The organism is Microbacterium sp. NPDC060117 (genome assembly GCF_042729315.1).
In the GTDB taxonomy this organism is placed as follows: domain Bacteria; phylum Actinomycetota; class Actinomycetes; order Actinomycetales; family Microbacteriaceae; genus Microbacterium.
Genome location: NZ_JBHWXR010000002.1, coordinates 916153 through 939479 on the forward strand (window position 1 = coordinate 916153; position 23327 = coordinate 939479).

The following is a 23327-nucleotide window of genomic DNA, read 5'->3' on the forward strand; positions in this document are numbered from 1 at the left end:
GCATCCCTTACCTCGATGACTCTAGCATCCGGCCTCGACCCTCCCGAAACGGTGAGCTCCGGGACGGATCCGGTCCCGGTAATCCTCGGCAACAAACGGCCGATCACCTCCGCGCCGGTTCTAGCCTCGCCTCATGGCCGATCTGAATCTCCCGATCCTTGACCTGTCCCGGCTCGATGCGGGCGCCGAGACCGCCGCCGCGTTCCGAGACGACCTGCGCGCAGCGACCCACGACGTGGGCTTCTTCTACTTGACCGGGACGGGCGTGACGCCCGAGCTCGAGAAGCGACTGCACCAGGCGGCGAAGGACTTCTTCGCGCTGCCGGAGGAGGACAAGCTCGCGATCGAGAACGTGAAGAGCCCGCACTTCCGCGGCTACACGCGGATCGGCGGAGAACGCACCCAGGGCGCCGTGGACTGGCGCGAGCAGATCGACATCGGTCCGGAGCGCGAGGCTGTCGACGGCGGCCCGGGTTACAACCGCCTCATCGGCCCGAACCTGTGGCCCGACGCCCAGCCCGAGCTGCGCGACGTCGTCGCGGAGTGGCACGAGCATCTCTCCGGAGTAGCCCGCAAGCTCCTGCGTGCCTGGGCGCTGGCGCTCGGCGCCGAGGAGACCTACTTCGAGCAGAACTTCGGCGACCCGTCCACGCTGATCAAGATCGTCCGCTACCCCGGCACCCACGAGCCCGAGCCTCAGCAGGGCGTCGGAGCCCACAAGGACTCGGGCGTGCTGACGCTGCTCTGGGTCGAGCCGGGCAAAGGCGGCCTCCAGGTCGAGCGCGACGGCGCCTGGGTCGACGCTCCCCCGGTCGACGGCGCCTTCGTGGTCAACATCGGCGAGTTGCTCGAGTACGCGACGGACGGCTATCTCAAGGCGACCAACCACCGGGTCGTGTCCCCGCAGGCGCCGGACGAGCGGATCTCGATCCCGTTCTTCTTCAACCCGGCGCTCGATGCGCGCCTGCCGCTGATCGACCTGCCGGCGGAGCTGGCCGCGCAGGCGCGCGGCGTCACCAAGGATCCTTCCAACCCGATCCATGCGCTGTACGGCGAGAACGCGCTGAAGTCGCGCCTGCGTGCGCATCCGGACGTGGCGGCGATCCACCACGCGGATCTCGTGGCCGCCCCCGCCTGACCGCGGACGAAGGCAGAGGCGTCGGCGCCGGGCCACCAGGCGCGTGTGCCTCAGTTCTCGAGCACGCCGTCCAGCTGCGCGAGGACGGGCTCCCGGCTCATCTCGATGTGCGCGTACATCTGTGCCGCCGCGAGGGGTCCGCGACCATGCGCGATCGACTCGACGAGTTCCACGTGCTCATCCGTCTGCTCGCTGTCCCGCGTCTCGCGGGTGAGCCGGAACACCCACTCCATCCGGCCGACGAGCGGACCCAGGCTGCGCAGCAGCAGCCGGCTGCCGCTGAGCCGGACGATCTCGGAATGGAAGTCGAGACTCGCGGCGCGCGCCGCCTCCGCGTCGACGACGGATGCATCCTCGTGCAGCGCTCGGAGCCGGTCGACGCTCTCGACGCCGTCGTGCACGCGCTCCGCTGCGCGCTGTGCGGCGAACGGCTCGAAGCAGAGCCGGGTGTCGAACAGGTCGTGGATGTCGGCGCGGGTCAGCGGCGTCACGCTGGCGCCGCGATGCCTCGACGTCATCACGAAGCCCTCGGCCTCCAACCGCTGCAGCGCCTGGCGCACCGGAATGCGGGACACCTCGAAGCGCTCGGAGAGCTCGCGCTCCTTCAGCCAGGCGCCGGGCTCGACCCCGCCGTCGATGATCTCGCGGAGCAGATCGCGGTAGACCCGGTCCGCGAGCGCGAGCGCGGTGCCGTCCGACTCAGGAGCGGGCTCCATCGACCGTCATCTCCTCCCCCGCAAGCGGGAACACCGGCGGGAACAGCCCGCCGCCACCCAGATGGTCGCGCTCGTCGTAACCGGCGCGCATGATGTCGAACAGGACCTGCGAGTCCGCGCGGACGGCATCGAGGTCGACCCCGTCGATCGCACCGTCTCGCATGACGACCCTGCCCGCGACCATCGTAAGGCACGCGTCGCGTGCGCTCCCGGCGAGCACCAGATTGCGCAGCGGGTCCTCGATCGGGCCGAACCGCACGTCGGAGAGCCGGAACGCGGTGAGGTCGGCCGCGGAGCCTTCGGCGATGCGACCGAGGTCGGGCCGGTGCAGAGCGCGGGCACCGCCGAGCGTCGCCGCCTCCACGTAGCCCGCGAGATCTCCGGCGGCGAGCGAGTGGTTCTGCACCTTCGCGACGGAGACGCCGGTATCGATGCCGCGGATCAGATCGGGCGGGAACGAGTCCGTGCCGAGCGAGATGTTCACCCCGGCGTCCCGGTAGCGGCCGAACGTCTCCAGCTCGGATCCGTACCGCGCGTTCGTGAGCGGGCAGTGCACGATCGAGACCCCGGCGTCGACCAGGGTCGCGAGGTCTCCTCGGTCCTCGCCCCACACCCGGGGATTGACGTCGAGGAAGACGCCGTGCGGGATGATCAGACGGTCGTCGAGCAGACCCTGGCGACGGATCAGCTCGAGCGGCGTGCATCCGTACTGCTCGAGGATCCAGTCACGCTCGAAGTCGCCCTGCAGGGCGTGCAGGCGCACCAGGGCGCCCCGCTCCCTGGCCGCATCCGCGGTCGCCGCCAGCAGCGCGGGGGTCAGCGTCTCGATCCGGCACGGCAGGAAGACCGGAGTGAGAAGCGGATCCGCCCAGGAACGCAGCGTGTCATGGAACCGGATCGCGTCCGCGAGACCAGCCGCGCCCTCCGGCTCGTCGAAGAGGAGCGCGCGTCGTCCGTCCTGCACGACGTTGACCCCGGAGCGATACGAGGGGCCGAGGAACCCGCGCAGTCCGAGGGCGCGGGAGAACTCCGCCATGGCGTAGAAGTCGTCCGCGGTCTCCGCCCAGGCGGAGTGCACCTCGGACGCGATGGGCATGTAACTCGTGATGCCGTGGAGGGCGAGCTGCACGAGCGCGATCTCCCTGATCCGGCGGCGCTGCTCCGTGCTGAACACGTGCTGCCGCCGTGCGGACCAGTCCGCCGACCACTGCAGGCGACGAGCATGCTCCGGCGCCGACCAGGAGTCGAGGATGAGGTGGTCGATGTCGGTGAGGGCGTCGAGGTCGATCAACCCCGGCATCAGCAGGCTCTCGCCGAGCTCCACCGAGCGGTCGGCATCCTGAGGCGCTTCGGCGCGCGGCCCCACGAAAGCGATGCGGTCGTCCTCCACGAGCACCGCGCCATCGCGGAGCTCGGTGTGCGAGGTGCCGTCGAAGGCCAGGACGTGATCGGCGGTGATCAGGGTGCGCACGGGGTTCCATTCCTCGAACTGGGGTGATTGGTATCCAAAATCTATCGATCTCGATTCAGAGCGGCAACCCGCACGCCAGACTTTCGGCCGTGATCGACCGTTGGTATACAAATCCTTCGATGCTGGTATACAATTCCGAGGACCCCCTTTCCAGACCATCAAGGAAGATCGTGACGGAAACGCTGACGACGGTCCCTACCACCGAGGCCCTCACCACCCCGAAGATCGCGACCGGCCGCTCGCTGCTGGGCACCGCATGGCTGCGGATCCGCCGCAGTCGCATCGCGCTGGCATCGTTCGGCGTGGTCATCGCGATCGTGCTGTTCGCGCTCCTGGCCCCGCTGCTCACGGCGCTCGAGGGGCAGGATCCGTTCACGACGCACACCGGGCCCGAGACGCTGGACAACTTCAACACTCCGGGTCTGCCGCTGCCGCAGTTCATGTATCCGTCGGCCGAGCACTGGCTCGGCGTGGAGCCCGGCCTCGGCCGCGACCTCTTCGCCCGCCTCGCCTACGGCGCGCAGGTCTCCCTCACGATCGCACTGCTGGCCACGCTGGTCTCCGTCGTCCTCGGCACCATCATGGGTGCGGCCGCGGGCTTCTTCGGCGGCAAGGTGGACATGGTCATCAGCCGCCTGATCGACCTGTTCCTCGCATTCCCGCACCTGCTGCTGGTGCTCTCGCTCACCCCGATCCTGCAGTCCCGGCTGCGCGGCACCGCGCTCGGCCAGGGCAGCTTCGTGCCCATCGCCTCGCTGGTCATCATCCTCGGCTTCTTCGGCTGGGCGTATCTCGCCCGCGTCGTGCGCGGGCAGGTGCTCAGCATCCGTGAGCAGGAGTACATCGAGGCCGCGCGCTCCTACGGCGCTTCCAAGCGCACCATCCTGTTCACGCAGGTGATCCCGAACGTGTCCGGCGTCGTCCTCGTCTACGCGACGATGATGATCCCGACCAACATCTCGGCCGAGGCGGCGCTCTCCTTCCTCGGCGTCGGCGTCAAGGATCCGACGCCGTCCTGGGGGCAGATGCTCAACGCCGCGCAGTCCGGCAACTGGTACCTCGTCGATCCCTGGTTCCTGATCGTGCCCGGCACCGCGCTCGTCATCACCGTGCTCGCCTTCAACCTGCTCGGCGACGCGGTCCGCGACGCCCTCGATCCCAAGGCCTCGCGCAGCTGAGCCCTCCCTGCGGGCGGCGTCCCGTCCGGGCCGCCCGCATCCCCGTACTCCCCTGTCCATCCACCCCAAGAAGAGAAGAACCATGAGACACAGCCGTCCCCTGTTCGCCGCCTCCGTCCTGGCCGTCGCGCTCGCCGTGGCGGGCTGTTCCGCCGGATCCGCTTCCGGCGGCACCGCCACCGGAAGCACCGCCGCAAACAACCCCTACGCCCCGCATGTCGTCAACGAGGGCTTCAGCACCAAGGGCGGCAACGTCAACGTGCTGATGTCCAGTGACTTCCAGACGCTCGACCCCGGCAACAGCAACTACGTGCAGACCGCCAACGTCGGCCAGCTCTACTACCGCACCCTGACCATGGCGAAGGAGACCGCCGGCCAGCCACCGAAGATCGTCCCCGATCTCGCCACCGACCTCGGCAAGACCTCCGCCGACGGCCTCACCTGGACGTACACGCTCAAGGACGGCCTCACCTACGAAGACGGGTCCCCGATCACCTCCGCCGACATCAAGTACGGCATCGAGCGCACCTTCGCCCGTGACGTCTACACGCAGGCTCCGCAGGAGCTCAACGCCGTGCTCGACGCCGACACCTACAAGGGTCCGTACTCGGGCGGCGAGCTCGCCGCGATCGAGACCCCGGACGCGAAGACGATCATCTTCCACCTGAAGCAGCCCTACCCCGACTTCCCCGCGCTCGCCTCGCGCTCCAACAGCGCCCCGGTCCCGCAGGCGAAGGACACCAAGCTCGACTACACCAACCACCCGATCTCCTCCGGCCCGTACATGATCTCGAGCTACGACCGCGGTCGCGAGCTCAAGCTCGTGCGCAACCCCCACTGGGACCCGAAGACGGATGAGAACCGCACCGCGCTGCCCGACACGTTCTCCTTCTCGCTGTCGACCGCCCAGGCGACGATCAGCCAGCAGCTGCTGAGCGACTCCGACCCGACGGCGATCACGCTCGACTCGAACGGCGCCCTCCAGGCCTCCGACGCCGCCCGACTCGGCGACCAGACCATCAAGCCGCGCACGGCGGGAGGCCTGCTCGGCTGCACCGACGTGCTGAACTTCAACACCACCACGATCACGGACCCGGACGTGCGCCACGCGCTGGCGCTCGCCATGGACCGCGCGTCGATCCAGGTGCAGTACGGCGGGCCGCGCTTCGGCAAGCTCACCAACTCGTACCTGAACGATGCCCAGGTCGGCTGGATCAAGCCGAACCTCGACCTCGACCCGGCCGGCAAGCCGAAGCTGGACGAGGCGAAGAAGCTGCTGCAGGGCAAGACGGTTCCCAAGACGCTCACCTACGGCTACTCGAACGCCACCGAGCGGTACAAGAACCTCGGCACGGTGCTGCAGCAGAACTTCAAGGAGCTCGGCATCGACCTGCAGATGGTCGCGATCCCCGCGCCGAACTACTACACGACGCTCGCCGGCGACCAGATGCCCGACATCGCCCGTGCCGGCTGGTGCGGCGGCGCCGCCTCCGGCTCCACGCGCACCACGGTGGATCCGAACCTCGGCCCGAGCCTCGACGGCACGACCTACGGATTCAGCAACATCTCGCGCTACTTCGACCCCACCATCTCGGGCGAGATGTACAAGCTGCGCGACACCAACGGCTCGTCCGAGGAGCTCAACACGAAGTGGACCGAGCTCTACAACAAGGCCATGGAGACGTACCCGATCGTGCCGCTCTTCCGCACGTACACCTCGAGCGTCGTCGGATCCAAGATCCAGAACGCCCAGGTCGGCTACTTCTTCGGAAGCATCGACCTGTCCACCGTCGGCGTCAAGAACTGACGCCTCCGCACTCCTGAAAGGAGGGGGCCGGCCCTTCGCGGCCGGTCCCGCACGGGACAGCAATGATCGGATTCCTCGTCCGCCGAGTGGCGGGCCTCGTCATCCTCCTCCTCGTCGTGAGCTTCGTCACGTTCGCGCTCTTCCAGATCGGCCCGTCCGATCCCGCCGCCGCGGCATGCGGCCAGGAGTGCACCCCGGAGCGCATCGAGCAGGCGCGCGTCGCGCTGGGCATGGACAAGCCCTTCTTCATCCAGTACTTCGCGTATCTCTCCGGATTCTTCGGACCGCGCATGATCGGCGCGCCGGGTGCGGAGCAGCTCTGCGCGTGGCCGTGCCTGGGCAAGTCCTTCCAGACCAATGAGAACGTCACCGACGTTCTCGCCCGCGCCCTCCCCTACACGCTGTCGATCGCAGTCGGCGCTGTCGTGCTGTGGACGATCGTCGGCGTCGGCCTCGGCCTGCTCGCCGCCATCCGCAAGGGCAGGGCGACGGACAAGCTCATCGTCGGCGCCGCCTCGGTCGGCGTCTCGCTGCCGATCCCCGTGACCGGCCTGCTGCTCCTGCTCGTCTTCGTGAGCACCCTGCACTGGCTGCCGTTCACGAGCAATCAGATCAGCAGTCCGTTCGGGCCTGCCGGCCCGGCCGCCTGGTTCCTCAACTACCTCCTGCCCTGGGTCGCCATCGCCGTGCTGTTCAGCGCCCAGTACATCCGCATCACGCGCAACAACATGATCGAGACGTTCGGCGAGGACTTCATGCGCACTGCACGGGCCAAGGGCCTGGGCCGGCGCGAGATCGTGTTCCGGCACGGCGTGCGCGCCGGCATCACGCCGATCGTGACCATGCTGGGGCTCGACATCGGCGCGCTGCTCGGCGGCGCCGTGCTCACCGAGCAGATCTTCTCCGTCCCGGGCCTCGGCTTCACGGCCGTGCACGCCGCGGTCGCCGGGGACCTGCCCGTCACCATGGCCATCACCATGCTGGCCGCGTTCTTCATCATCACCGCCAACGTCGTCGTCGACCTCGCCTACGCCGGCATCGACCCGAGAGTGAGGGTCAGCTGATGGCCACCCCGTTCCTGGACATCCGCGACCTGCGGGTCGACTTCCCCACCGACGACGGCGTCGTGCATGCGGTGAACGGCATGGACCTCACGCTCGAGCGCGGCGACACCATCGGCATCGTCGGCGAGTCGGGATCCGGCAAGACCGTCACTAGTCAGACCCTGATGGGGCTGCTCAAGGAGACGAGCGCACGCGTCACCGGACAGATCCTGTTCGAAGGCACGGATCTCGTGCCGCTCACCGAGAACGAGATGCGTCCGTACCGTGGTCGCAAGATCGGCATGATCTTCCAGGATCCGCTCTCCGCGATGCACCCCTTCTACACGGTCGGCACGCAGATCGCCGAGGCGTACCGGGTGCACAACAGGGTGAGCGCGAAAGCCGCCAGGGCGCAGGCGATCGACATGCTCGCGCGCGTCGGCATCCCGGACCCGGTGTCGCGCTACGACTCCTACCCGCACGAGTTCTCCGGCGGCATGCGCCAGCGCGCGATGATCGCGATGGCCCTGATCTGCGAGCCGGAGCTGCTCATCGCCGATGAGCCGACGACCGCGCTCGACGTCACGGTGCAGGCGCAGATCCTCGATCTGATCTCCTCGCTGCAGCAGGAGACCGGATCCGCCGTCGTCTACGTGACACACGACCTCGGTGTCGTCGCCGAGGTCTGCCAGCGCGTGATCGTCATGTACGGCGGGCAGTGCGTCGAGCAGGCCGACATGGAGGACGCCTTCCTGCGCACCGCCCACCCGTACACCAAGGGCCTGCTGGCATCGATGCCGTCGATGGCGGATGAGGCGGGACGCCTGACCCCGATTCCCGGCTTCCCGCCGTCCCTGCTGGACCTGCCGCAGGGCTGCCTGTTCGCCGACCGCTGCCCGGTGGCGCACCTGGTCCCGGGCAACCGGTGCCGCACCGAGCGGCCGGCGCTGCACGGCGCGGGATCGCACCGATCGCGCTGCCACCTGTCCGAGAGCCTCGGCACGTCCGAGCCGATCACGTTGGAGGCCGCACGATGACCGCCCCACTGCTGCAGGTCGAGGGCCTCGCCAAGCACTTCCCCGTCTCGCAGGGCATGTTCAAGCCGAAGAGCATCGTCAAGGCCGTCGATGGCGTGTCGTTCACGCTCGAGCGCGGCAAGACCCTGGGCCTGGTCGGCGAGTCCGGTTGCGGGAAGTCGACGACCGGTCGGCTGCTGATGCGCCTGCTGACGCCGACCTCCGGCAGCATCCGTCTGGACGGCGCCGACGTCGCGGGACTTGCGGGATCCGAGCTGCAGGACTTCCGCCGTCGCGTGCAGATGGTGTTCCAGAACCCCGCGTCGTCGCTCAACCCGCGTCAGACCGTGGGCGCCGCGATCGCCGCACCGCTGCGCGCCCAGCGCATCAGCCCGAAGGAGGGCATGAAGACCCGCGTGCAGTCCCTCATGGACCGCGTGGGGCTGCGCCCCGAGCACTACAACCGCTTCCCGCACGAGTTCTCCGGCGGCCAGAAGCAGCGCGTCGGCATCGCCCGGGCGCTGGCATTGGAACCCGACGTTGTGATCTGCGATGAACCGGTCTCCGCGCTCGACGTGTCCGTGCAGGCGCAGGTGATCAACCTGCTGCAGGACATCCAGGCGGACACCGGCATCTCCTACGTGTTCATCGCGCACGACCTGTCCGTCGTCAAGCACTTCGCCCACGATGTGGCCGTGATGTACCTGGGCAAGGTCATGGAGGTCGGGACCAGGGACGCGGTCTTCGACGCCCCACGGCACCCGTACACGCAGTCGCTGCTGTCGTCGGTCCCCTCCCCCGATCCGCACGCCGATCGCAGCGGTCGGATCCGCCTCACCGGCGATCTGCCGCATCCGTCGAACCCGCCCAGCGGTTGCGTGTTCCGCACGCGCTGCCCCGTCTTCGCCTTGTTGGACGATGGGAAGAAGAAGATGTGCATGGAGCGGGTGCCGTCCGGCGCGGTCGCCTGCCACCACCCGGCCGAAGCCGCCGCATTCGCGGCGAGCACCCCCGAAGAGAGGAAGATCCTTGCTGATTCGTGACGTCCGCCCCTGGGGCGGTTCCGCATCCGACGTCGTCATCGAGGACGGCCGCATCGCGGCCGTGCGCCCGCACGACGAGACCGGCCCGCTCGGCGCCGGGGACGTGGACGGCCGTGGGCGGCTGCTGCTGCCTTCGTTCAGCGATGTGCACGTGCACCTGGACTCCTCCCGCATCGGCCTTCCGTTCCGCGAGCACACCGGCGCGCCCGGAGTGTGGGCCATGATGATGAACGACCGCCGCAACTGGCGCAACACCGACGTACCGCACGCCGAGATCGTCGCCGGCACGCTGGAGCGCATGATCGCCCGCGGCACCACGCGCGTGCGCACCTATGCGCAGGTCGACGTGGACTGCAAGCTGGAGAAGTTCGACTCGGTGATGGCCGCCAAGGAGAAGTTCGCCGATCAGGCCGACGTGCAGGTGATGACGTTCCCGCAGGCCGGGATCCTCCTGGAGGAGGGAACAGTCGACTACCTCGAGGAGTCGCTCAAGCAGGGCGCCGATGTCATGGGCGGCATCGACCCCTCGCAGCTGGACCGCGACCCGGTCCGCCACCTCGACGTCGTCTTCGGCCTCGCAGAGAAGTACCAGGTCGAGGTCGACATCCATCTGCATGAGCCGGGTCATCTCGGCGTGTTCAGCACCGAACTCGTGCTGGAGCGCGTGCGCGCGCTCGGCATGCAGGGCAAGGTCACGATGTCGCATGCCTACGAGCTGGGCGGCGTGAACGAGGCGACCAGCCGCCGGCTGATCGACGAGTTCGCCGAACTCGACATCGCCATGGCGAGTGTCGCCCCCGCGGCCCGCAACCAGCTGTCGCTCGTCGACCTGGTCTCCTCGGGCGTGCGGTTCGGCCTCGGCGAGGACGGTCAGCGCGACTACTGGAGCCCATACGGCAACTGCGATCTGCTCGATCGCACCTGGCAGCTGGCGTTCACGAACAACTTCCGTCGAGACGAGCACATCGAGATGTGTCTCGCCATCGCGACCATGGGCGGTGCCAGCATCATGTCGCACGAGGTGCCGCGCCTCGCCGGCGTCCAGGATCGGCCCGGAACCGCGGTCGGCGACCGCGCCGACCTGGTGCTCGTCGACGGGCAGACCCCGACCAGCGCGGTGATGGACCGCGGCACCGATCGCACCGTCATCCATGACGGGCGCGTCGTCGCCGATGGGCTTCGTGTCCTCGCGAGCTGATCGGGCGGACGGCGACGCCGTCCAGGCCGGACGCGCGGGGGGCCGCGCTCGGCTCGCACCGACCGGGAGCGCCGCCCGAGCCCTCGCGCTCGGTACCGCGCTCCTGGTCGGCGTCAATCTGCGCCCGGCGATCACGTCGGTCTCCGCCCTGCTGGATCAGGCGACGAGCGAGTTCGGGTTGGGGGGCGTGGAGCGCAGCCTGCTCGCGACGCTGCCCGTCATCGCCTTCGGGCTCACCGCGATGCTCGGGCCGCTGCTGGCCCGGCGGATCGGCACGACCCGTGCCATCCTCGCTGCGATGTCGGTGCTCGCCGCCGGTCTCGTGCTGCGCGTCCTCAGCGGCTGGGTGCTGCTGCCCGGCACGTTCCTCGCGGGGGCGGCGATCATGGTGGCCGCGACCCTGCTGCCGCCCTACCTCAAGGCGCTCGGTGCGAGCGGGCTCTGGGTAGGCCTCAGCAGCATGTCCTTCGGCATCGGCGCCGCACTCGGCGCCGGCCTGGCCGTGCCCTTGGACGAGGCGTTCGGGCTGCGTCCGGCGCTCGCCGCCTGGGCCGCCCTCGCGGTGCTCGCCGCGCTGGCGATGCTCGCCGTGGGCCGCGGATCGGCAGCCACCGCGCCGATCGGCGAGCCGGTGTCGATCCCGGCTGACGCGAGGACGACCGTCGCCCTGATGACGGCCGTGTTCTCGCTGCAGGCGCTGCTGTACTTCGCAGTGACCACCTGGCTTCCGCTCATGCTGTCGGCGCACGGCGAGACCCGGGGCGCCGCGGGCGGGCTGCTGGGCTGGTTCAGCCTGATCGGACTGGTCCCGACGCTCGTCGCACCGGTGATCGCCCGTCGGCGGCGGATCCTCACCTGGTTCGGTCCCGGCCTCGGCGTCGTCATGGCAGTGGGTTTCGTGTGGTTCGGCCTGGACGGCGGCCACGACCCGGCGGTCGTGACGGTACTCGGCATCGCGCAGAACGCCGGATTCGGGCTCGCCATGGGCCTGCTCGTGAGCCTGTCCGCCGATGAGGCCTCCGCCGGCATCCTCTCCGCGATCGCGCAGGGGGTCGGCTACGCCGTGGCGGGCAGCGGCAGCCTGGTGCTCGGCATCCTGCACGACGCGACCGGAACCTGGACCGTCAGCCTGCTCCTCATGGCGCTGTGCGCAGCCCTGCTGGCCGTGTCCGTGACGCTGGTCATCCGCCGCCGCCCCGTGTCGCTGATCCGGCGCTGAGCCCGCTCGCGCCTCCGCCTGCGCGCGCCGATCCGCCTCAGCCTGCGCCCGCGGATCCGCCGACGGCACGGGATCCTGTCGAGCGGACGGGATGTCGGCGCGACCACGCGGTGCGCTCGACGGGATCCCGTTCACTCGGCACGGGCACGCGGATTCAGATCGCCGATCCGCCCCCGCCGACGATGTCGCGCAGCGCCTGCACGTGCGCCTCGAACGCCCGCGAGCCCGGGGCGGTCGCCCGCACCCAGGTGCGTGGGCGCGCGCCGACCTGACCCTTGCGGACGACCACATAGCCGACGGCCGACAGCGCCGCGATCGCCTTGCTCACTGCGGAATCGTTCGCCTGCAGCACGTGCGCGAGCGTCGCGAAGTCCATCTCCACGCCATCGCGCAACGCCGCCATCATCGAGAAGCGGATCGCTCCCGCGAAGGTGTCGTCGAGCCGCGTACGCGGATGCGGTTCAGGCATCGGAGCCCACCGGCCAGAGCGCGGCAGCGCCGAACACGAGGAGAACCGCTCCCCCGGCGACCATGCCGAACAGAACCGCTTCTGCGGGGCGGACCGCGCCGAGCACTGGCGCGATGAGCACGATCGCGGTCGACAGCGCGAACGCAACCCACTGCGGCGGGCGCCACATCGCGCCGAGCTCCGGGACCGCGTTGAGGAAACGCCCGGCGCCGGCGATGACCAATGCGATCACGGCGAGGATGACGACGAACGCGGAAGTTCCGCCGGGCGCGGCAGCCAACGGCCCGACCATCGCGATCGACCCCAACCCGAGACCGAAGAAGAACGTGGCGAACCGCCCTGCGACGTTCATCACCGCGTGCTCCGCCGGTGGCATCCGCGGCGCGCCCTTCGCCTCTCGCATCATCACGCCGGCAGCCCAGACACCGCTGCTGATCAGGAGGATGGATCCGATCACGGCGAGCACGACCGGTGCTTCCCCTCGTAAGAACGTGAGGAAGACAGCGACGACAAGAATCCCGGCCCCGACGGCCGAGAGCGCGTTCTGCACCGCACGCCGGGCACCGCGAAGCGCTGCCCGTGCGCGATACCGTTCGTGCAGCCCTCGGGCGAGCTGATCCCATAAGAGCACGACGACCAGTGTTGCGAGAGCCGGGATGGAATGCATGCTCACCGAGTCATCCCGGAGCGCCTGCGCCAGAATCCATGATGTGAACGCCGCCGTGGGAATGATCGCATCGACGAGCAGGATCCCGCCCAGCCGACGCCGATCCAGCAGCTCGTCGCGTCGCGAGGAGATCCCGGATAGAGCATCGAGCGCCGCGCGGGCATCTTGGGGGGAACCGGTCAGGCCGACGTCGTTGCCGCGTCCGTTCTCGCTCATGTCGCCCTCACTCATCCGTCGGTTCCGGCCGCACGCTCACGACGATGCTCACCATGAGGATCAGTGCGCCCAGCATGATGCTCACGGGGAATGCTGCGCCGGGAGCGATCGCCAACAGCATCACGACTGTTGCGGCGGCCCCGGCCCCGATGGCGAACATCGTCCATTGCGGCGCGTGCCACATCTCGCCGACGGCGGTGGCGCGGCCGGAGAACTGACCGATCAGCACGACCACCGTCGCCGCGACACAGGTGAAGGCCGAGATCGTCGTCCCGAAACGCGGCTGCGCACCCAGACCTGTCGCGACGATGCAGGCGGTGAGGACGATCCCGCAGATGACGGTCGTGATGCGCCCGGCCCTGGTGAACTCCGCATGCGGCGGCACCGGTCTCCTATGCTGATCCCGCGCCGCGTGCGACAGGATCCGCCATGCCCAGAGTCCCGACGCCGCCGCGAACAGCGCCGGCAGACCGGCCCAGAACGGGGACAGCGGGGCGACCGCGAGGTCGACGATCATGATGCCCAGGAACGCGACCAGCGCGCCGACGATCAGGAGCACCTGCACCGTCCGCAGTCCTGCCGTCAGCGCCAGACGCGCGCCATAGCGCTCGCGGAGCCCCGGTACCAGCGACACCCAGGTGAGGTACACCGCGATCGCGCTCACGGGCGTCTTGGTAGATGTCCCTGCTCGACGCTGCAGCATCCATGCAGTGAGGAACACCAGGAAGTATGCGGCCAGTGCGACGCCCTCGATGATGGCGAGTCGGGCCAGCCGACGGCGGTCGATCACGATCTCACGCCGGGACTGCAGGCCGGGCAGCACATCCAGATAGGCCTGCGCGACGCGAGGATCCGGGGGCTCGAGCGGGTCCTGCCCGGGTATCGACTCCTGCTCCACGGTTCCCCCTCGATCCGTTCGTTCGCTTTCCACCAGGAAAGCTCATCTCACTTTCCTACAGGAAAGCAGGCCTCCGGACAAGGGGGACAAAGGTCGAGGCCCGCCCCCACACCGTGGGACGGGCCTCGCAAGAATGTTTCGCGCGATTGTACGCTGGCTGCGCTGCTGCTTAGCGGCGGAGTCCGAGACGCTCGATCAACGACCGGTAGCGGTTGATGTCGACGTCCTGGAGGTAGCCGAGCAGACGACGGCGCTGACCGACGAGCAGGAACAGGCCACGACGCGAGTGGTGGTCGTGCTTGTGCTCCTTGAGGTGCTCGGTGAGGTCCTTGATGCGCTGCGTCAGCATGGCAACCTGCACCTCGGGGGATCCGGTGTCACCGGGGTGCGTCGCGTACTCTTCGATGATCGCCTTCTTGACGTCTGCTTCCAGTGCCATAGGTGATCCCCTTCCTCTTTGCTGCGCGGTGCCCGACGCCTGATGCGTGGGCTCTCTTTATCCGCGGCCGATCGAACGGCAACCGCACAAGTCTATCAGCACCGGGCGGCCCCGCGCGCCGCGCCGGATCCCGACCCGTCGCTCCGCCAGTACGCTCGATGGGTGAGTCACCTGATCGACCTGAGCCCGTTCCGGCGGAGTCCGGCGTTCGCCCGGATGTGGATCGGGTCCACCCTCAGCGGCATCGGCGGACAACTCACGGTCGTGACCGTCATGCTGCACGTGTTCGAGCTCACGCAGAGCACCTTCGCCGTCTCCATGATCGCCGTCGCCGGCCTCGTGCCGATGATCCTCGCGGGTCTCTACGGCGGCATGCTCGCGGACGCCTTCGACCGCCGACGGGTCGCACTCATCGCCGCCGTGATCACGTTCGCCGCGACCGCCCTGCTGGCGACGCTCACCTGGACGCACCGGGAGACGATCTGGTGGCTCTACGCGCTGAGCATGATCATCGCCGCGGCGAACTCTGTCGGCATGGCCACGCGCACCGCGATCGTGCCCCGGCTGCTCCCCCGCGAACTGCTCGCGCCGGCCTCGGCGCTGAACGGCGTGGCATTCGGCATGACCGTGATGGCGGGTCCCGCCCTCGCCGGCGTCCTCGTCGCACTCACCGGTTACGGCTGGACCTACACGATCGACGTCATCCTGATGCTGTCCATGTTCCTCGGGTTGTGGACCCTGCCTGCGCTGAAGCCGGAGGGCGAGATCGTGCGCCCAGGACTCGCCTCGCTCGTCGACGGCTGGAGCTTCCTTCGGCGCGCCGGCAACATCCGGATGCAGTACATCCTCGACATCTGCGCCATGACTTTCGGCCAGCCGCTGGCGCTCTTCCCCGCGCTCGGCACCGTGATCCTGGGCGGTGGCGCGGTCACCACGGGCCTGCTCACCGCGGCCGTCGCGGTCGGGACGTTCCTCTCGAGCCTGTTCTCCGGCCGCATCGTGCACTACCGGTGGCACGGTCGCGGCATCGCCAGGGCCGTGCAGGCCTATGGCTCGATGATCGCGCTGTTCGGCGTGGTGCTGCTCGCGGGCGCCCTGCTCCCGAGCTCGCCTGCGACCGCGGGCTCGCCGAACGTGCTGCTGATCGCGCTCGGCTGCGTCGCGCTGGCGTTCTCGGGCGCAGCTGACAACGTCAGCTCGATCTACCGCAACACCATGATGCAGGCCGCCGTGCCCGATGCCATGCGCGGTCGCCTGCAGGGCGTGTTCATCATCGTCGTCGCGGGCGGGCCGCGGCTCGGCGCGCTTTACGCCGGTGCACTGGCCTCGCTCACCGCACTGTGGTTCCCACCGCTGCTGGGCGGGCTGCTCGTGATCGGCCTCGTGGCGCTGTTCGTACGGCTGAGCCCGCGCTTCCGGGCCTACGACGCCGAGGATCCGCAGCCCTGAGCGCCCGTCGGCGACGGCTGCGGATCCTCCGCCTCGTCAGCGCTGTCCGGCGGGCTGCCGGATCGCCACGTTGATGCGGTTCCACACGTTGATCGCGCTGATCGCCAGGATCAGCGCGGACAGCTGCCGCTTGTCGAACTGGGCCGACACCTCGGCCCACAGCGCGTCGGGCACCGGATCCGCCGTGTCCGCGATCCGGGTGAGGGCCTCGGTGAGCGCGAGCGCCGCGCGCTCCCGCTCGGTGAACAGCGGCGCCTCGCGCCAGGCGGCGACGCCGAAGACCCGCTCGTCGCCGGCGCCGTCGGCGCGCATCTCCTTGGAGTGCTCGATCGTGCACCAGCTGCATCCGTTGATCTGGCTGGCCCGCAGATGCACGAGATGCAGCAGCTCCTCCGGCAGGTCACTCGAGCCCGCCACCCTGCTGAGTCCGGTGAGAGCGTCGAAGCCTCCCTCGAGCAGGAACGCCGGATGCGGCATCCGCGCCTTGATCGCGACGGCAGCCGTGGTGTCGATGGTCTGGTCGATGGTCATGTCAGACTCTTCCCGTTCTTCTTGTCAGACGCCGTCCCGATCCGGACGGTCACTCTGATGACACGCGGGCCGGAGGAGATGTGACATGACGGACGAGACTTCCCTCGCCCGGCGCTTCGAGGAGCACCGGCCGCGGCTGCGCCGGCTCGCGCAGCGCATGCTCGGATCCACCGCAGAGGCCGACGACATCGTGCAGGACGTGTGGCTGCGGGCTTCCGCAGCCGGTGCGGACGACGTGCAGAACCTCGGCGGCTGGTTGACCACGATCGCATCCCGCGCCTGCCTGAACGTGCTGCGTTCTCGCGCGTCGCGGGGCGAGATCCCGCTCGACGACGAAGCGACGAGTCCGGTCATCGAGACGGATGAGCGGGCACCGGATCCTGCGAACGAGGCACAGCAGGCCGAGGCCGTCGGCGCCGCACTCACGGTCGTGCACGAACGGCTCTCCCCCGCCGAGCGCGTCGCGTTCGTGCTGCACGACTCCTTCGACGTGCCCTTCGAGCAGATCGCGGAGTTGCTCGAGCGCTCCCCCGATGCGGTGCGGCAGCTGGCCAGCCGCGCGCGCCGCCGGGTGCGCTCGGCCGACATGGCCGGCATCCGCCCCGCCCGGGAACGACGTCCCGTCGTCGAGGCGTTCTTCGCGGCCGCCCGCGCGGGCGACTTCGACCGCCTGGTGTCGCTGCTCTCCCCCGAGGTCGAACTGCGGGTCGAGCAGGGGCTCTCCGCCACGGCGCTCGTGCGCGGCAGTGCGGCCGTCGCAGGCCAGGCGCTCATGTTCGCCATCCCGGACGCCGTGCTCCTCCCGGTGCTGGTCGACGGCCTCCCCGGTGTCGTGGTCATGGTCGGCCGGCGCGCGGTGTCGGTGATGGCGTTCGACGTCGACGGGGACAGGATCGCGGCGATCGACGCGTTCGCCGGCCCCGCGCGCTTGGCTGAGCTGACGCTGCCGCGCTGACGCCGGAAGCACGTCGGATCGTAGGGCGCCGATGTCCCCGGCCCGGTGCACACTGGCGGGATGAGCACCACGATCCGCACGACCACGCTGCCCCTGATCGGGCCGTACGACCTCCGCGAGGTCGCACTCATGGGATTCGGCCATCGCGACGAATCCGCCTTCGACGGCGTCATGCGGCTCGCGTTCTGCACCGATGCGCTCGATGCCCAGGTCGGCGTCGAGGTGCGCCAGCAGGACGGCGTGCTCGCTCTGACGGCGCACGGCGACGGCGACCTCGACGCGATCGCCGCGCAGGTGGCCCGCGTCGTCTCGGCCGACCACGACGGCGACGCGTGGGCGGCCGTGTGCGCTGCGGATCCGGTGCTCGCGCGCGTACACGCCGCGGCACCGGGCTTCCGACCGTCGAACTTCTACAGCCCGTACGAGGCCGCGGTGTGGGCGGTCCTCTCAGCCCGCCGTGCACGACGGCAGGGCATCGCACTGCGCCGGCGTCTTTCCGAGCAGCACGGCACGGTCTTCGCGCTCTCGGGACGGCCCGAAGCCGCTCTGCCGCTGCCCGAGCAGCTGCTGGGAGTCGAGGAGTTCCCCGGACTGCCCGCGGACCGGATCCCCCGTCTGCACGCGATCGCCCGCGCGGCGCTGGACGGACAGCTCGACGTGCACCGGCTGGCCGGCATGACGCCCGAGGAGGCGATGCTCGACGTGCAACGTCTGCCCGGTATCGGCCCTTTCTACAGCGCGCTCATCGTGATCCGCGCGTGCGGGCTCGCCGACGTGCTGTCCACGCAGGAGGATCACACCCGCGCCGCGGTCCAGACGCTGTACGACCTCGATCACATGCCGGGCGACGCCGAGCTGGGACGGATCGCCGAAGCCTGGCGACCGTTCCGCACTTGGGCGGCGGTGTCGCTGCGAGCGGTCGGGAGCCGGCTCATCGATGGGCCTGCGGCGTGAACAGCGCCGGTGTGACACCTCGACACGCGAAGGGCGGGCGCCGCACGATGCGGCACCCGCCCTTCGGATGGATCTGGATTACGCCTGCAGCGCGCCCTGCAGGTCGAGCGTGATCGTGACGTCCTTGCCGACGAGCACACCGCCGGTCTCGAGCGCCGCGTTCCAGGTGAGGCCGAAGTCCTCGCGGTTGATGACGGCCTTCGCGGACGCGCCGGCCTTGTAGTTCCCGTACGGGTCGGATCCGAAGCCGCCGAAGTCGAGCTCGAAGGTGACCGGCTTGGTGACGCCGTGGATGGTCAGGTCGCCGTCGACGAACAGGTCGCCGCCCTCGGCGCGCGCGCCGGTGGAGACGAAGTCCATGGTCGGGTACTTCTCGGCATCGAAGAAGTCGGCCGACATCAGGTGGCCGTTACGGCCGGCGTCGCCGGTGTCGAGCGAGGTCACGTCGACGCTCGCCTCGACTCGCGCCTCGAGCGGGTTCTCCGGGGCGACCAGGGTCGCGCTCTTGACACCGAACGTGCCGCGCACCTTCGAGATCATCATGTGGCGGACGCTGAAGGTGACCTCGCTGTGGGCGGGGTCGAGGGTCCAGGTGCCGCTGCGGTAGCCGGGGATGTCGATGCTCATTGCTGCTCCTCGTACGAAGTTCTGGGCCACCGCTCCTGCGGCGACATCACGGTACAACTTACATTCACCTGAATGCATTCCCGGTCTGCCCAACTTTTTCCGAGGTCTTCCCGACACGACGAAGGCCCCGTCCGAGACGGGGCCTTCGCGATCGTTCTCGTCAGCCGACGGCGATGAGGTCGATGATGAAGATGAGGGTCTTCCCACCGAGGAAGTGACCGGATCCGGCAGGTCCGTAGGCGAGCTGCGGCGGGATGATCAGCTCGCGACGTCCACCGACCTTCATCCCCGGGATGCCCTCCTGCCAGCCCTGGATCAGGCCGCGCAGCGGGAACTGGATGGTCTCGCCGCGACCCCAGGAGGAATCGAACTCCTCGCCGGTGTCGTGCTCGACACCGGCGTAGTGCACGGTCACGGTGTCGCCGGGCTTCGCCTCGTCGCCGGTTCCCTCGATGATGTCGCGGATCACGAGCTCCGTGGGAGCGGGTCCGGTGGGGGCGTCGAACTCGGGCTTGGTGCGCTCAGTCATACGTCCATACAACCCGACGGTTTCGGTCCGGTCAACGCGAGGCACTGCGCCGACGGCGAACAGTGCTCGGCGTGCCTCGACGAGGATCGGCGACGCCCGAACCTTGACATCCCCGCGCCGCGGGTGCAACCTGTCTTCAGATCAACTCAGCGCCCGGAGGACTTGCAGGCATCGCCGCAGCACCGGGCGCTGAGTCTTGCTACGCGAGGGCTCACGGCCGCGTAGCGGACTTGAGCCCTCGTCGTAGCAGGGTTGAGCGAGCGGAGCGAGCCGAAACCTCTCGCGTGCTCTCAGACCGAGAGCAGGGCCTCGCGCGCCGCGTGCGTGCGCTGGAGCAGCACCTGCTCGTCCTGCGTCGCCAGCGGATCCCGTCCGGTGATGATGCGCTGCCGTACGGACGCCAGGGTGGTCGCATCCTTGATGAACCCGCGCATGACCGGACGGCGGTCGCCCCGCAGTCCCGACGCCCACTGCAGGCCGACGCGACGACCTGCCGGCGTCGCGAGCATCGACACCTCCTGCGGGGTGAACCACCCCGCCGTCGCGTAGTCGCTGAGCCGGGCAAAGGTGAGCCGCGCCTCCTCCTTGCGCAGCAGGATGATCACGATGATGAAGCCGACGAACAGCGGCACCTGCAGCACGAGATAGAGCACGAAGAAGTTGCCGATCATCGAAGAGCCGTTCCAGAGCGCGTGCAGTGCCATCGCGCCCAGCAGTCCGAGCGCGCCGAAACCGAGCGCACGCCCCGCCGAAGCTCCGCGACGCGCCGCGAGCCCGATCGCGAAGCCGGTCACCGACGTGAACATCGCGTGGGCGAAGGGCGACATGAGCCCGCGCAGCACGAACGTGACGGTCAGATCGGGCGCCCCGCCCTCGATGAGGCTGATCGCGAAGTACTGGATGTTCTCGGTGAAGGCGAATCCGGCGCCGACCAGGGCGCCGTAGACGATCCCGTCGATGGGGCCGTCGAAACTGCGACGCGCCATCACGAAGATCAGGAAGACGCCGAGGCCCTTCGCGGTCTCCTCGACCATCGGCGCCTGGAACACGGCCGTCAGATCGTCGCCGCGCTGTCCGAACAGCAGAGTGAGCAAGAGGTCGACGGCGAGAGCGAGACCCACGGAGGCGATCGCGCCCCAGGCGATCGCGAACGCGACCAGCGACTTCGGCTCCGGCTCCCATCGATCGATGAAGAACACGCCGAAGAACACGATCGTCAGCGGGACGAGCGCCAGGACCATGCCGATCATCGACGCGGCAGGGCCGAGCGCCCACACGAAGTAGGCGATGAGACCGAGAAGAACGAAACCGAGAGCGCCGAAGGCCCACACGGAGGCGTGCCGCCCCTTCGCGGACGGCACGGGAAGAGCAGGCACCGCCTGAACGGGAGCGGGCGGCGTGTAAGCGTCGTAGGCGACGGCGCCGTGGTGCTCCGGCCGCTGCGCGAGCACCGAGCCGTAGACCGGCGCGATCGGCGTCGATGCCGTCTGCGGATAGTTCTGGGGCTGGACGTACTGCGGCTGCTGAGCAAACTGCGGCGGCTGGTACGCGCCCACGGGCTGCTGCGGAACCTGCGGCGAGGTCTGCGCGGCGGAGGGCGGCTGGTACGGCGTCGATGCGGGCGTCGACGGGCGCGAGGCAGGGCGCTGCGCGGCGGGATCGCCGTGTCCTCCAAAGCTCATGCCCAAAGCCTAGAGGCTCACCGCGGCAGGGCACCGGAAGCGCCCGGTAGCGTGGAGGCATGCGGTTCGCTCATCTGCGCCGTCCCGAATCCGACCTTCCCGCCCTCGCCGTCATCGACGGTGCCGGGGCGACGCTCGTCTCCGATCTCGTGGATCCGGCCCCTGCCACCCTCCAGCAGCTCATCGAAGGGGGCGACGTCCTTCTCGACGCCGTCCGCGACGCGCACGCCCGCGGCGAGGCTCCCGTGCACGCGCTGGACGGCTTCGCCTACAGCGCCGCGGTCCTCGCTCCGCCGGTCGTCCTGGCCGTCGGGCTCAACTACGCCGCGCACTCGAGCGAGCTCGGGCTGAAGACCGACACGGCACCGACGGTGTTCACCCTGTGGCCGAACTCCCTGGCCGGCCACGAGCAGACCACGTCGTGGCCGCGCGCGCTGTCGGAGTCCGTGGACTACGAGGCCGAACTCGGCGTCGTGATCGGCGCCGCTGCGAAGGACGTGTCCGCCGAGGACGCCCTGGACCACGTCTGGGGCTACACCGTCGTCAACGACATCACCGCGCGCGACATCCAGTTCGCCGAGGCGCAGTGGTCGCGCTGCAAGTCGTTCGACGGTTTCTCCCCCACCGGGCCGGTCGTCGTGACCGCCGACGAGATCCCCGATCCGCAGGATCTGCACATCTGGACCGTCGTCGACGGTCACAGGGTGCAGGACGCCTCGACCGAGCAGATGGTGCGCCCCGTCTCCGCGCTCATCGCCCACCTGTCCCGCTCGCTCACGCTCCGTCCCGGAACCCTGATCTCGACCGGCAGCCCGGGCGGTGCCGGTTACTCCCGCGACCCGCAGATCTTCCTCCGCGACCGCTCGACCGTGACAGTCGGCATCGACGGGATCGGCGAGCTCACGACGCACTGCCGGATCCTGGACTGATCCTCCGCCGGAGCGAGGATCAGCATCCGCAGCTGCCGCCCACGCGGAGGTCCGTCGCGAGCCTCACGGTGCGCGGCGGCGCAGTCCCGTCGCCGGGATCCGTCAGGAGCAGGTGGGCGGCGATGCGTCCCATCAGCTCCATCGGCTGACGCACTGTCGTGAGCGTCGGCGTCGAGAGCCGACTCGCCATGATGCCGTCGAAGCCCGTCACGAGCACGTCCTGGGGTACGCGGATCCCCTCGCCGCGGAGCACGTCCATCACGCGCAGCGCGGTCTGGTCGCTGCCGCAGACCAGGGCGCCGGGCAGCGTCCCTGCTGCAGCGCGGTCGCGCAGCACCGGGTAGGCGGGCGTCCGCTCCAGGTCGGCGTCGTCGAGGGTCTCGGCGCGAGCTCCCCGGATGTCCTGCACCGCGGCGAGGAACCCCTCGCGCCGCTCGTCCAGATCGTCCTCGGCGATGGCCCCGACCCATCCGAAGGATCCGACGCCGTGCACGTCGTGCAGGTGCTGCACGAGCATCCGCATGCCTCTGGCGTTGTCCACCGTGACGCGGTGGCCGATGCCCGCGCGCTTGCTCAGCTGCACGACCGGCACCCGCGCGGCCACCGCCTCGATCGCCGCCGCCGTCGAACGTCCGGGGAGGATCGCGAGACCGTCCACCCGGCCTGCGGTGTCGGCCAGGTCGGAGACGCCCACGCCGCCGCTGGAGAGCAGCACCGCTGTGCCGTTGCGCTTGCACTCGAGCACGAAGCCTCGCTGCACCTCGTCGACGTACAGCGGGAAGGTGCGCGGATCGCTCTCCCGCTCGTCCGCGGCGACGTCCCAGGTGACCGTGTCCGCGTCGAGGTCGAGCTCGTCGAGGTCGACCCGGCCGGTGCCGTCCGCCGAAGGCGATGCACCGGGCTCCTGGTCGAGCAGCATGTCGAAGAGATGCAGCCCGAGCACTCCTGTGCGCCCGCGAGCGAGGCTCCGCGCCGATCCGCTCGGCACGTAGCCGATCTCACGCGCCGCTTCGAGGACGAGGCGGCGCGTGTCCTCGCGCACCCGGTCGGGCCGTCGGAACGCGAAGGAGACCGTCGCGATCGACACTCCGGCCCGCTGCGCCACGTCGTAGACGGTGGGTCGGCTCGACGCCATGAGCACCTCGCTTTCGGA

Annotated in this window: 23 protein-coding genes; 12 read left to right on the plus strand and 11 right to left on the minus strand. The window is 69.5% G+C overall.

Annotated elements, in window-relative coordinates; genetic code table 11:
* Nucleotides 1-133: 133 nt before the first annotated feature.
* Nucleotides 134-1138 carry an isopenicillin N synthase family oxygenase gene (locus ACFWCK_RS10580; protein ID WP_233309623.1) on the plus strand — a complete coding sequence of 335 codons (1005 nt, stop codon included), beginning with the start codon at nt 134-136 and terminating at the stop codon, nt 1136-1138.
* 50 nt (nt 1139-1188) lie between these two features.
* Here the strand turns inward: ACFWCK_RS10580 and ACFWCK_RS10585 are convergent, their stop codons facing one another.
* On the minus strand, nt 1189-1854 hold the full coding sequence (locus tag ACFWCK_RS10585; RefSeq protein ID WP_378805767.1) for a GntR family transcriptional regulator: 666 nt from the start codon (nt 1852-1854) through the stop codon (nt 1189-1191).
* Nucleotides 1838-3325 carry a chlorohydrolase family protein gene (locus ACFWCK_RS10590; RefSeq protein WP_378805768.1) on the minus strand — a complete coding sequence of 496 codons (1488 nt, stop codon included), beginning with the start codon at nt 3323-3325 and terminating at the stop codon, nt 1838-1840. The genes ACFWCK_RS10585 and ACFWCK_RS10590 overlap by 17 nt, the downstream gene beginning before the upstream one ends.
* A 170-nt stretch (nt 3326-3495) precedes the next feature.
* On the opposite strand from ACFWCK_RS10590, the gene ACFWCK_RS10595 reads away from it, so the two are divergent.
* The 7 genes from ACFWCK_RS10595 to ACFWCK_RS10625 all read left to right on the plus strand — a co-directional run bounded on the left by ACFWCK_RS10595 (nt 3496) and on the right by ACFWCK_RS10625 (nt 11829).
* A complete protein-coding gene (locus tag ACFWCK_RS10595) occupies nt 3496-4503 on the plus strand; it encodes an ABC transporter permease (protein WP_233309618.1) in 1008 nt (335 codons plus the stop codon).
* Between the two features lie 82 nt (nt 4504-4585).
* Nucleotides 4586-6310, plus strand: coding sequence for an ABC transporter substrate-binding protein (locus ACFWCK_RS10600; protein WP_267920537.1), 1725 nt, complete (start codon nt 4586-4588; stop codon nt 6308-6310).
* 62 nt (nt 6311-6372) lie between these two features.
* On the plus strand, nt 6373-7374 hold the full coding sequence (locus ACFWCK_RS10605; protein ID WP_233309616.1) for an ABC transporter permease: 1002 nt from the start codon (nt 6373-6375) through the stop codon (nt 7372-7374).
* Nucleotides 7374-8390 carry an ABC transporter ATP-binding protein gene (locus ACFWCK_RS10610; RefSeq protein WP_233309614.1) on the plus strand — a complete coding sequence of 339 codons (1017 nt, stop codon included), beginning with the start codon at nt 7374-7376 and terminating at the stop codon, nt 8388-8390. The genes ACFWCK_RS10605 and ACFWCK_RS10610 overlap by 1 nt, the downstream gene beginning before the upstream one ends.
* Complete coding sequence (locus tag ACFWCK_RS10615; protein ID WP_378805770.1) at nt 8387-9412, plus strand: ABC transporter ATP-binding protein; 1026 nt, start codon at nt 8387-8389, stop codon at nt 9410-9412. Before ACFWCK_RS10610 ends, ACFWCK_RS10615 begins: the two co-directional genes overlap by 4 nt.
* Entirely contained in the window at nt 9399-10610 is a 1212-nt protein-coding gene (locus tag ACFWCK_RS10620) for an amidohydrolase family protein (RefSeq protein WP_233309609.1), read from the plus strand. The genes ACFWCK_RS10615 and ACFWCK_RS10620 overlap by 14 nt, the downstream gene beginning before the upstream one ends.
* Nucleotides 10594-11829, plus strand: coding sequence for an MFS transporter (locus ACFWCK_RS10625; protein ID WP_378805771.1), 1236 nt, complete (start codon nt 10594-10596; stop codon nt 11827-11829). Before ACFWCK_RS10620 ends, ACFWCK_RS10625 begins: the two co-directional genes overlap by 17 nt.
* A gap of 154 nt (nt 11830-11983) precedes the next feature.
* Here the strand turns inward: ACFWCK_RS10625 and ACFWCK_RS10630 are convergent, their stop codons facing one another.
* The 4 genes from ACFWCK_RS10630 to rpsO form a co-directional block, all read right to left on the minus strand.
* On the minus strand, nt 11984-12298 hold the full coding sequence (locus tag ACFWCK_RS10630; RefSeq protein WP_233309607.1) for a transcriptional regulator: 315 nt from the start codon (nt 12296-12298) through the stop codon (nt 11984-11986).
* Complete coding sequence (locus ACFWCK_RS10635; protein ID WP_378805772.1) at nt 12291-13181, minus strand: hypothetical protein; 891 nt, start codon at nt 13179-13181, stop codon at nt 12291-12293. Before ACFWCK_RS10635 ends, ACFWCK_RS10630 begins: the two co-directional genes overlap by 8 nt.
* 7 nt (nt 13182-13188) lie before the next feature.
* The gene (locus ACFWCK_RS10640; RefSeq protein WP_378805773.1) at nt 13189-14079 is read right to left on the minus strand and encodes a hypothetical protein; all 891 of its coding nucleotides are present in this window, start codon (nt 14077-14079) and stop codon (nt 13189-13191) included.
* Nucleotides 14080-14248: 169 nt separating this feature from the next.
* Nucleotides 14249-14518 carry a 30S ribosomal protein S15 gene (gene rpsO, locus ACFWCK_RS10645; RefSeq protein ID WP_018187174.1) on the minus strand — a complete coding sequence of 90 codons (270 nt, stop codon included), beginning with the start codon at nt 14516-14518 and terminating at the stop codon, nt 14249-14251.
* Nucleotides 14519-14734: 216 nt separating this feature from the next.
* On the opposite strand from rpsO, the gene ACFWCK_RS10650 reads away from it, so the two are divergent.
* Nucleotides 14735-15967: an MFS transporter gene (locus tag ACFWCK_RS10650; protein ID WP_378805978.1), complete on the plus strand. Its 1233-nt coding sequence runs from the start codon at nt 14735-14737 to the stop codon at nt 15965-15967.
* Between the two features lie 36 nt (nt 15968-16003).
* Here the strand turns inward: ACFWCK_RS10650 and ACFWCK_RS10655 are convergent, their stop codons facing one another.
* On the minus strand, nt 16004-16498 hold the full coding sequence (locus tag ACFWCK_RS10655; protein ID WP_233309602.1) for a carboxymuconolactone decarboxylase family protein: 495 nt from the start codon (nt 16496-16498) through the stop codon (nt 16004-16006).
* 85 nt (nt 16499-16583) lie between these two features.
* Here ACFWCK_RS10655 and ACFWCK_RS10660 point away from each other — a divergent pair, with 85 nt between their 5' ends.
* Nucleotides 16584-17453, plus strand: a complete 870-nt coding sequence (locus ACFWCK_RS10660) for a sigma-70 family RNA polymerase sigma factor (RefSeq protein WP_378805774.1) — start codon at nt 16584-16586, stop codon at nt 17451-17453.
* Between the two features lie 60 nt (nt 17454-17513).
* Nucleotides 17514-18407, plus strand: coding sequence for a DNA-3-methyladenine glycosylase family protein (locus tag ACFWCK_RS10665; RefSeq protein ID WP_378805775.1), 894 nt, complete (start codon nt 17514-17516; stop codon nt 18405-18407).
* A gap of 78 nt (nt 18408-18485) precedes the next feature.
* Here the strand turns inward: ACFWCK_RS10665 and ACFWCK_RS10670 are convergent, their stop codons facing one another.
* The 3 genes from ACFWCK_RS10670 to ACFWCK_RS10680 form a co-directional block, all read right to left on the minus strand.
* A complete protein-coding gene (locus ACFWCK_RS10670) occupies nt 18486-19034 on the minus strand; it encodes a YceI family protein (RefSeq protein WP_233309598.1) in 549 nt (182 codons plus the stop codon).
* A gap of 160 nt (nt 19035-19194) precedes the next feature.
* On the minus strand, nt 19195-19563 hold the full coding sequence (locus ACFWCK_RS10675; protein ID WP_378805776.1) for an FKBP-type peptidyl-prolyl cis-trans isomerase: 369 nt from the start codon (nt 19561-19563) through the stop codon (nt 19195-19197).
* A gap of 290 nt (nt 19564-19853) precedes the next feature.
* On the minus strand, nt 19854-21245 hold the full coding sequence (locus ACFWCK_RS10680) for a PrsW family intramembrane metalloprotease (RefSeq protein ID WP_233309595.1): 1392 nt from the start codon (nt 21243-21245) through the stop codon (nt 19854-19856).
* A gap of 59 nt (nt 21246-21304) precedes the next feature.
* Here ACFWCK_RS10680 and ACFWCK_RS10685 point away from each other — a divergent pair, with 59 nt between their 5' ends.
* Nucleotides 21305-22174 (plus strand): fumarylacetoacetate hydrolase family protein, encoded by an 870-nt coding sequence (locus ACFWCK_RS10685; protein ID WP_233309594.1) that lies wholly within the window; start codon nt 21305-21307, stop codon nt 22172-22174.
* A 19-nt stretch (nt 22175-22193) separates the two neighbouring features.
* Here ACFWCK_RS10685 and ACFWCK_RS10690 read toward each other — a convergent pair whose 3' ends face one another.
* Complete coding sequence (locus ACFWCK_RS10690; RefSeq protein ID WP_378805777.1) at nt 22194-23309, minus strand: LacI family DNA-binding transcriptional regulator; 1116 nt, start codon at nt 23307-23309, stop codon at nt 22194-22196.
* Nucleotides 23310-23327: the final 18 nt, after the last annotated feature.

Bases quoted from the DNA above. Each gene is read 5' to 3' on its own strand.
- ACFWCK_RS10580 (WP_233309623.1), top strand. From the start codon at position 134: ATGGCCGATCTGAATCTCCCGATCCTTGACCTGTCCCGGCTCGATGCG.
- ACFWCK_RS10585 (WP_378805767.1), bottom strand. From the start codon at position 1,854: ATGGAGCCCGCTCCTGAGTCGGACGGCACCGCGCTCGCGCTCGCGGAC.
- ACFWCK_RS10600 (WP_267920537.1), top strand. From the start codon at position 4,586: ATGAGACACAGCCGTCCCCTGTTCGCCGCCTCCGTCCTGGCCGTCGCG.
- ACFWCK_RS10605 (WP_233309616.1), top strand. From the start codon at position 6,373: ATGATCGGATTCCTCGTCCGCCGAGTGGCGGGCCTCGTCATCCTCCTC.
- ACFWCK_RS10610 (WP_233309614.1), top strand. From the start codon at position 7,374: ATGGCCACCCCGTTCCTGGACATCCGCGACCTGCGGGTCGACTTCCCC.
- ACFWCK_RS10615 (WP_378805770.1), top strand. From the start codon at position 8,387: ATGACCGCCCCACTGCTGCAGGTCGAGGGCCTCGCCAAGCACTTCCCC.
- ACFWCK_RS10630 (WP_233309607.1), bottom strand. From the start codon at position 12,298: ATGCCTGAACCGCATCCGCGTACGCGGCTCGACGACACCTTCGCGGGA.
- ACFWCK_RS10635 (WP_378805772.1), bottom strand. From the start codon at position 13,181: ATGAGCGAGAACGGACGCGGCAACGACGTCGGCCTGACCGGTTCCCCC.
- rpsO (WP_018187174.1), bottom strand. From the start codon at position 14,518: ATGGCACTGGAAGCAGACGTCAAGAAGGCGATCATCGAAGAGTACGCG.
- ACFWCK_RS10650 (WP_378805978.1), top strand. From the start codon at position 14,735: ATGTGGATCGGGTCCACCCTCAGCGGCATCGGCGGACAACTCACGGTC.
- ACFWCK_RS10655 (WP_233309602.1), bottom strand. From the start codon at position 16,498: ATGACCATCGACCAGACCATCGACACCACGGCTGCCGTCGCGATCAAG.
- ACFWCK_RS10660 (WP_378805774.1), top strand. From the start codon at position 16,584: ATGACGGACGAGACTTCCCTCGCCCGGCGCTTCGAGGAGCACCGGCCG.
- ACFWCK_RS10665 (WP_378805775.1), top strand. From the start codon at position 17,514: ATGAGCACCACGATCCGCACGACCACGCTGCCCCTGATCGGGCCGTAC.
- ACFWCK_RS10670 (WP_233309598.1), bottom strand. From the start codon at position 19,034: ATGAGCATCGACATCCCCGGCTACCGCAGCGGCACCTGGACCCTCGAC.
- ACFWCK_RS10675 (WP_378805776.1), bottom strand. From the start codon at position 19,563: ATGACTGAGCGCACCAAGCCCGAGTTCGACGCCCCCACCGGACCCGCT.
- ACFWCK_RS10680 (WP_233309595.1), bottom strand. From the start codon at position 21,245: ATGAGCTTTGGAGGACACGGCGATCCCGCCGCGCAGCGCCCTGCCTCG.
- ACFWCK_RS10685 (WP_233309594.1), top strand. From the start codon at position 21,305: ATGCGGTTCGCTCATCTGCGCCGTCCCGAATCCGACCTTCCCGCCCTC.
- ACFWCK_RS10690 (WP_378805777.1), bottom strand. From the start codon at position 23,309: ATGGCGTCGAGCCGACCCACCGTCTACGACGTGGCGCAGCGGGCCGGA.